This window comes from Aeromicrobium sp. (genome assembly GCF_047607065.1).
GTDB lineage: Bacteria > Actinomycetota > Actinomycetes > Propionibacteriales > Nocardioidaceae > Aeromicrobium.
Map to the genome: position 1 here is coordinate 1 of NZ_JASGDU010000026.1, position 7,386 is coordinate 7,386.

At 68.2% G+C, this 7,386-nt stretch carries 9 protein-coding genes; 8 read left to right on the forward strand and 1 reads right to left on the reverse strand.

Annotation, left to right across the window (positions count from 1 at the left end; genetic code table 11):
- Nucleotides 1-141 precede the first annotated feature (141 nt).
- Nucleotides 142-705, reverse strand: coding sequence for a DUF3043 domain-containing protein (locus tag QM597_RS04080; RefSeq protein ID WP_415003596.1), 564 nt, complete (start codon nt 703-705; stop codon nt 142-144).
- Between the two features lie 45 nt (nt 706-750).
- Here QM597_RS04080 and QM597_RS04085 point away from each other — a divergent pair, with 45 nt between their 5' ends.
- From QM597_RS04085 to QM597_RS04120, 8 genes are all read left to right on the forward strand, one after another.
- Entirely contained in the window at nt 751-1,395 is a 645-nt protein-coding gene (locus QM597_RS04085; RefSeq protein ID WP_415003597.1) for a PspA/IM30 family protein, read from the forward strand.
- A complete protein-coding gene (gene htpX / locus QM597_RS04090; protein WP_415003598.1) occupies nt 1,370-2,257 on the forward strand; it encodes a zinc metalloprotease HtpX in 888 nt (295 codons plus the stop codon). The genes QM597_RS04085 and htpX overlap by 26 nt, the downstream gene beginning before the upstream one ends.
- Before the next feature lies 1 nt (nt 2,258).
- Nucleotides 2,259-2,825 carry a PspA-associated protein PspAB gene (pspAB, locus tag QM597_RS04095; protein ID WP_415003599.1) on the forward strand — a complete coding sequence of 189 codons (567 nt, stop codon included), beginning with the start codon at nt 2,259-2,261 and terminating at the stop codon, nt 2,823-2,825.
- Between the two features lie 70 nt (nt 2,826-2,895).
- The gene (locus QM597_RS04100; RefSeq protein ID WP_415003600.1) at nt 2,896-4,170 is read left to right on the forward strand and encodes an aminotransferase class I/II-fold pyridoxal phosphate-dependent enzyme; all 1,275 of its coding nucleotides are present in this window, start codon (nt 2,896-2,898) and stop codon (nt 4,168-4,170) included.
- A 1-nt stretch (nt 4,171) separates the two neighbouring features.
- Nucleotides 4,172-5,278, forward strand: coding sequence for a glycerate kinase (locus QM597_RS04105; protein WP_415003601.1), 1,107 nt, complete (start codon nt 4,172-4,174; stop codon nt 5,276-5,278).
- 83 nt (nt 5,279-5,361) lie between these two features.
- A complete protein-coding gene (locus QM597_RS04110) occupies nt 5,362-5,736 on the forward strand; it encodes a HesB/IscA family protein (RefSeq protein ID WP_415003602.1) in 375 nt (124 codons plus the stop codon).
- Nucleotides 5,737-5,818: 82 nt separating this feature from the next.
- Entirely contained in the window at nt 5,819-6,199 is a 381-nt protein-coding gene (locus tag QM597_RS04115; protein WP_415003603.1) for a hypothetical protein, read from the forward strand.
- Nucleotides 6,200-6,233: 34 nt separating this feature from the next.
- On the forward strand, nt 6,234-7,386 hold a 1,153-nt coding region (locus QM597_RS04120), incomplete at its 3' end, for a hypothetical protein (protein ID WP_415003604.1).

Consider the following 7,386-nt stretch of genomic DNA (forward strand, 5'->3'; position numbering starts at 1 on the left):
CCGACTCACCGACCAGCGGGACTCAGTGATTCCGCAGATAGGCGGAACCCGGTCATTGTGGTGCGAGCTTGCGAGCCGGGTCCTGAGGTGCGAGGAGCTTGCGACGAGCCTCGAAGGGCGAAATGACCCGCCACCGCAGGCTCAGTAGTGGTTCTTGAACTCACCGCCGCGGTCGATGGTCGGCTTCGGCAGGCGGAAGCGACGGATCTGGCTGCTGCGCAGCACCGCGTAGGACGTGGTGCCCTTGTGTGAGGTGTCGGGGAAGCGTTCCTTGAGGTGCTTCTTCAAGCGGCGCACGAGCAGGATCTCGTCGGCCAGCGTGCCGAGGATCATGGCGCTCCAGACCAGCGACATGCTGTTGGCCAGCGCCGCCGCGCTCAGCAGACTCTGCCCGACGAGGTTGGCGATCAGCATGAGGATCAGGATCGGCAGCAGGAACTCCGCCACGGTGTAGCGGCGGTCGACGTAATCGCGTACGAACGCCTTGACCGGACCCTGATCGCGCGGCGGAAGGTAGTCGCCGGTGCCGCTGTTGAGTGCCTCGCGCTGCTTCGAGCGAATCTCCTGACGCTGCTTGCGCTCCCTCTCCAGGCGCTCCTTGCGGGTCATCGCGGGCTTGCGCTGCTCGCGGCGGGCCGCCTCGGCCTCCTTGCGGCTCGGGGTCGGGCGGCCCTTCTTGGCGGTGGTCTCCTCGTTCTCGCTCACGGGCACCCATCCTACCGGCGTGGGTGCAGGCCGTAGGCTGCAGTCATGGGGCTGTGGGACCGAATGCGGCGGATTGCCCGCTCTCGCCGAGATGGCGACGCCGAGGGCTGGCGTGATCGCATCGACGAGACGGTGCGCGATCAGCAGGCGACGCTGGCGCAGTTGCGCCGATCGCTGGCCGACCTGGCCACCAACCGGCGGCGCGTCGAGTTGCAGTTGGGTCGGCTGCGTCAACAGACCGCCGATCTCGACGCGGAGGCGCAGCGGCTCGTGGCCGCCGGGAACGACGACGGCGCGCGCGCGGCGCTGGCCCGCAAGGTCACCCTCGACAAGGCCGTGGCCGACCTCGCCGGGCGGCACGAGAGCCTGCTGGCCGACGAACAACGCCTCACCGCCACCGCCGACCAGGTGCAGACGCAGATCGAGGACTTCCGGATCCGCAAGGACACCCTGATCGCCCGCGAGTCGGCGGCGTCGGCCAAGAGCCAGATGCACCACGCCCAGCGCGACCACGGCGACGTCGCTCGTGAACTGGACGAGGTTGACCGGCGCACCCGCGAGGCCGAGGCCACCGCCTCGGCCTACGACGAGCTGACCGACGTCACCGACAGCACGGCCTGGGATCGCGCCTTCGGCGGGCCGGTTGTCGAGGAGGGGGATGGGCGTGGCCCGCAATCGCTTCCGCAGTGACACCGGGCTGACCTTTCGCATGGGCGGGGTCAGTTTCGCCCTCGGTGCCCTCTATGTGGCCTTCGCCGCAGTGCTGCTGTCCGTCTACGGCGATCAGCCCGGCGGCGCGGTCGTCGTGGTGCTCATCGTCGGCGGCATGGCCTGGAGTCAGTGGTACTTCTCCGACACGCTCGCCTTGAAGTCGATGGGTGCCCGCGAGGTCTCGCCCGAACAGGCCCCCGAACTGCACGCGATGATCGACCGGCTGTGCGCGCTGGCCGACATGCCGAAGCCGCGCGTGGCCGTCGCCGAGACCCACATTCCCAACGCCTTCGCCACCGGGCGCTCGCCGAACCACTCGGCGGTCTGCGTGACGACCGGCATCCTGCAGCGGCTCAACGCCGACGAGCTGGAGGGCGTCCTCGCCCACGAGCTCGCGCACGTCGGCAACCGCGACGTCACGGTGATGACCGTCGCCTCGACGCTCGGCATGCTCGCCGGTCTCATCACCCGCTGGGGCCTGCACCTGGGCGGCGGCAACCGCAATCGCAACGGCGCGCTGGCCTTCATCGTCATCTTCATGGTCAGCATGGTCGTCTATGCGTTGAGTTTCGTGCTGACGCGGGCGCTGTCGCGCTACCGCGAACTCAGCGCCGACCGCTCCGGTGCCTACCTGACCGGCCGCCCGTCGCAGTTGGCCTCGGCGCTGTCGAAGATCACCGGGGAGATGGCCCAGATACCGACTGAGGACCTGCGCGAGACCGGGGCGGTGAGCGCGTTCTTCTTCGCCGGCGGCGTCTCCCAGCTGTTCTCGACCCATCCGCCGCTGGAGAAGCGGCTGGCGCAGTTGTCGCAGATCAGCGCCGAGCTGGGGGAGCACTGACGTGGGATTCTTCGATGCGATCCTCGGTCGCACGACGCCGCCGCAGGCCGACCTGGACGTGTTGTTCCAGGTGCCGCAGGCGGTGCTGTCGCTGGAGGCTCAGGGTTTCTCGTTCACCGGTTCCGGCGCGGTCTGCTACCGCGATGTGGAGGGCACGGCCGACGACGCCGCGGTGGCCGAGGCCGAGCAGCTCGTCGGACTCGACGGCACCGCTACGGTCGAGCGGTCCACGGATTCCTTCGGCTTCGGCTGGCTCAGCGTTACCCGAGTCGGCGACGCGCCGGGCCTGTGTACCGATCTGCACGCGGTCAACTCCGGGCTGGACCAGGCCGGTTTCGGCAGTTCCCTGCTGTGCTCGACGGTCGTGTTCCGCACGCCTGCCGGCGGTCCGTTGGCCTTGGTCTACCTGTTCAAGCGTGGCACCTTCTATCCCTTCGCGCCGGCGGGCGGGCAGCGCCGGGACAACGCCCTCGAACTCCAGGTGCGCGGTATCGTGGCCGCCGACGTCCCGGTCGAGGCCGACCTGTCCAAGTGGCTCGCGCTGTGGGGCGCGCCGCACCTGTCTTGACCCGGCCTGGGGCAGGGGCGGGCTGCCGAGTCCTCTGGGGGATCGGGTGGCGAGAGGGTAGGTTGACCGCGTGAGCCTCACCACCTCCCTGAGTCCCGAAGCCCTGTCCGCCTTCCACGCCGAGACCGAGCGGGCCTATGCGGCGTTGCGCGAGGCCGGGCTGTCCCTCGACATCACCCGCGGCAAGCCGGCCCCCGAGCAGCTCGACCTGTCCGCCGAACTGCTGAGCCTGCCGGGTGCCGACTACCGGGCCGCCGACGGCACCGACACGCGCAACTACGGCGGGCTGCTGGGCCTGCCCGAGTTACGGGCGATCTTCGCCGACCTGCTCGGCCTGCCCGCCGAGCAACTGCTCGCCGCCGACAACGCGAGCCTCGCGCTCATGCACGACACTTTGTCCTTCGCGCTGCTGCACGGCACGCCCGAATCGCCCGAGCCGTGGCGCGATCAGGGCGATATCGCCTTCCTGTGCCCCTCGCCCGGCTACGACCGGCACTTCGCGCTCGCCGAGCACCTGGGGTTCCGGCTGATCCCGGTCGATCTCGGCGACGACGGTCCCGACATGGATCAGGTGCGCGAGCACGTCGCCGACCAGGCGGTCAAGGGCATCTGGATCGTGCCGACCTACGCCAACCCCACCGGAGCGGTCGTCAGCGAGGCGGTGGCCGCCGAACTGGCCGCGATGGAGACGGCCGCACCGGACTTCCGCATCTACTGGGACAACGCCTACGCCGTGCACCACCTGAGCGACGAGCGGGTCAAGAGCGCCGACATCGTCGGCCCGTGTGCAGCCTCGGGCCATCCGAACCGTCCCCTCGTGTTCGCCTCGACCTCGAAGATCACCTTCGCCGGTGCCGGTGTGTCGTTCCTGGGCGGCTCGCCGGAGAACCTGGCCTGGTACACCGGACACGCGGGCTTCCGTGCCATCGGGCCGGACAAGGTCAACCAGCTGCGCCACGCCCGCTACTTCAAGGACGCCGACGGCGTGCTCGCCCTGATGGAGCGGCACCGCGAGATCCTGGCACCCAAGTTCGCCATCGTCGAGCGGGTGCTGACCGACCGGCTCGGCCCGCACGACGTCGCCACGTGGACCCGGCCGAAGGGCGGCTACTTCGTGAGCCTGGACGTCGTCGACGGCACGGCCGCGCACGTCGTCGCTTTGGCCAAGGAGATCGGCCTGGCGCTGACCCCGGCCGGATCGTCGTTCCCGTACAAGTCCGATCCGCGCGACCGCAACATCCGCATCGCCCCGTCCTTCCCGTCGCAGGCGGACCTGGAGCAGGCAATGCAGGCCTTGGCGACCTGCGTGCTGCTGGCTGCGGCCGAGAAGGCACTCGCGGCGTGACATGCGGGTGCTGATCGCGCCCGAGGAGTTCGCCGGAACGTTGAGCGCCGCCGAGGCCGCCTCGGCGATAGCGCGCGGATGGCGTCGCCAGGTGCCCGCCGACACGGTGCGCTGCCTCCCGGTGGCCAGCGCGGGACCCGGATTCGCCGGGGTCCTCGCCGCTGCACTGGGTGGCAGCGTCGATGTCGTCACCGTGGCCGGTCCGTTGGGTACACCGATGCCTGTCGGGCTGGTGCGGGCCGGATCGAGCGTCTACATCGAGTCGGCGCAGGCCTGTGGTCGCGGGCTGGAACCGCAGGAGCATCCGATGCGGGCATCGAGCCTCGGTATCGGTCAGGCGATCACTGCGGCGGCCGAATCGGGCGCTCGGCGGATTGTCGTGGGCCTGGGCGGCGTGTCCACCCTCGACGGGGGAGCGGGCCTGCTCGCCGGCCTCGGCGCTACGGCGGAGGTGACGCTGGATGCCGGCCCCGAGGGCCTGGACGGGATCACCGGCCGTGTCGACCTGTCGGCTGCCCGAGCGCGTCTGGCCGGTATCGACCTGATCGCGGCGGTTGACGAGACCGCGCCCCTGCTGGGCCTGTTCGGTGCCGCACGCACCTCCGGACGGCGCACAGGCCTGAGCGAGGAGCAGCTGTGGCGGGCCGACCGGCTGCTCGACTCCTTCGTCGATGCCGTGTGCGGCCGCCTGCCGTCCGAGCGGCGGATCGCCGACGTGCCCGGTGCGGGGGCGGCGGGCGGTCTGGGATTCGCTTTGGCGGTCCTCGGTGCCGATCTGCGGCCCGGCGTCGAGGTCGTGCTCGATGCCCTGGGCTTCGACAATGCGCTGGCCGGAGCCGACCTGGTGGTGACCGGGGTGGGTGCCTACGACGTCGCCTCCCGCTCCGGCACCGCCGTCTTCGGGGTTGCCCAGGCTGCGGCTCGCCGCGCCCGGCCGTGCATCGTGCTTGCCGGGCGGGTCGACGTGGGCGCGCGCGAGATGCGGGCGATGGGTGTCGAGTCGGCCTATGCCCTGACCGACCTCCTCGGCGAGAGTGCGGCCCTCGCCGATCCGCACGGCTCCCTGGAAGATCTCGCCAGGAGAGTCGCCCGTACCTGGTCGGTATGAGGAAGCCGTACGATGGCGAGGGAACAGATCGTGCCGCAGCACGGTTGACTGAGACAGTCCACCCTTTTATCGCAGGAGATGACATGAGCGTCGACAGCACCACCGATGTCGAAATCCAGTCCAGCGCCCCGGCCGACGGTGTCACGCTGACCGCAGGCGCTGCCGCCAAGGTCAAGAGCCTGCTGGAGCAGGAGGGCCGCGACGATCTCGCCCTGCGCATCGCCGTGCAGCCCGGCGGCTGCTCGGGCCTGCGGTACCAGCTGTTCTTCGACGAGCGCTCGCTCGACGGCGACGAGATCCGCGAGTTCGACGGTGTCAACGTCGTCGTCGACCGCATGAGCCTGCCGTACCTGCACGGTGCCTCCATCGATTTCGTCGACACCATCGAGAAGCAGGGCTTCACCATCGACAACCCGATGGCGACCGGCTCGTGCGCCTGTGGCGACTCCTTCCACTGAGAACCTGCGACGCATCCGTATGGAGCCGTTACACTGTCCCGTAGCGACTCGTCAGGTTTTTGCCTTTTCTTTGAGGATATTCATGTCACGCTCCCATGTGCTCCACGTTCGACAGGTTCTCGCGCTGGCTCTGATCGCTGTGGTGGCGTTCTTCGGCTTGGGGGCCGCTCCGGCTCAGGCGGTGGGGGTCGAGGACAACGTTAGCCCGAACACCACGAATTACGGTGTGGCGTCGGGTAACGTCTACTACATCTGGGTCGACGAGGGCGAGTGGTTCCACTACTGGGCCAATGGCGGTACTGCGATCGTCACCGCACCCGACGGCACGCAATACAGCGGCAGCGTCGCCTCGAGTTCCTCGGCGGTCTCCACGTCGCGTCAGGCGACAGCCGCGACGGCGGGCGTGTGGCGTGTTGTCGCCGGGGGGGGGGCAGAACTGGTCGCTCTCGGCCTACGACGGTGACCCGCAGATTCCTGCGGGCACCAACCCTCGTAGTGTGACTCTGCCCACCGGTGTGAGTGAGATCCCGGGCCGGGCCTGGACCTCGGCCTACTCGATGGAACAGAGTGGTGGCTCGAGTTATCTCAAGACCCTGAACTTCTGGCTGCTCAACGACAGCGGTTATCAGTACGCGCTGACTCTGCGTAACTACAACGGCATCAATTCCACGGTCGAAGCCACGTCGTTGGGTTTGCCCGTAGGCATGGCCTCCGGCACCGACACCGCTGATGCGGACATGTGTACGCCCTCGTACAAATCGCTCCAGGCACCGACTAACCCCGGCAAGCCGACGATCCCCTGTGCGGTGCCCTACCGGGTCTTCTTCGAAGAACCTGCGGCAGATCTCCCCGTGACCGCACCGATCTGGGATACGAGCACCAGCACGGCAGGTACGCAGGTCATCAAGCCGGACCCGGTCGACCCCGAGGACGTGTTGTCGAACATCGGCCTCGCGTACACCCCGACCAGCGCCTCGACTGCGGCCGGCACGTTCACCTATGACCTCGGCGACAACTTCTTTGGCGGCTACTACCTGCAGATCGACGTCAACGGTGATGGTGACTACGACGATTCGGTGGACCGTGACATCCATCTCGGTGCCGCCGGTGAGCCGATCGAGTACGACTTCGATGGCCTTGACGGCGAAGGCAATGAGATTTCCGCGTGCACGGCGATGAACGTGCGGGTCCACCTCGATCGCATTGGTGAGGTGCACGTGGTGCAGACCGATGTCGAGGGCCGCAGCATCGAGTTGATCCGGGAGAACGGCCCGGACAGCCCCGATCCGAATATCTATTGGGATGACACCAACTTCACCAGCGGAACCACCTCCGACACAGGCGGCACGGACAGCACCGGCGGCGTCCACGGATGGTCCTATAGCACCTCCTCGTTCGGCAACAACCGGTATATCGATGACTGGTCCTATGTGGAGGCCGACGACAACTCCGCTGAACTGACCACGCCGGGTAGTTGTCTGGAGGTGGAGAAGGTGTCGTCGGCTGATGGTAATGATGGTGCTGCGGCGGTGGGTGACACGGTGGAGTACACGGTGACGGCGACGAATGTGGGTGAGACGGATTTCACTGTTGGTGATCCGGCGGTGTTGGTGGATGACTTGAGTGGTGTGTTGGATGTGGCTGCGTATA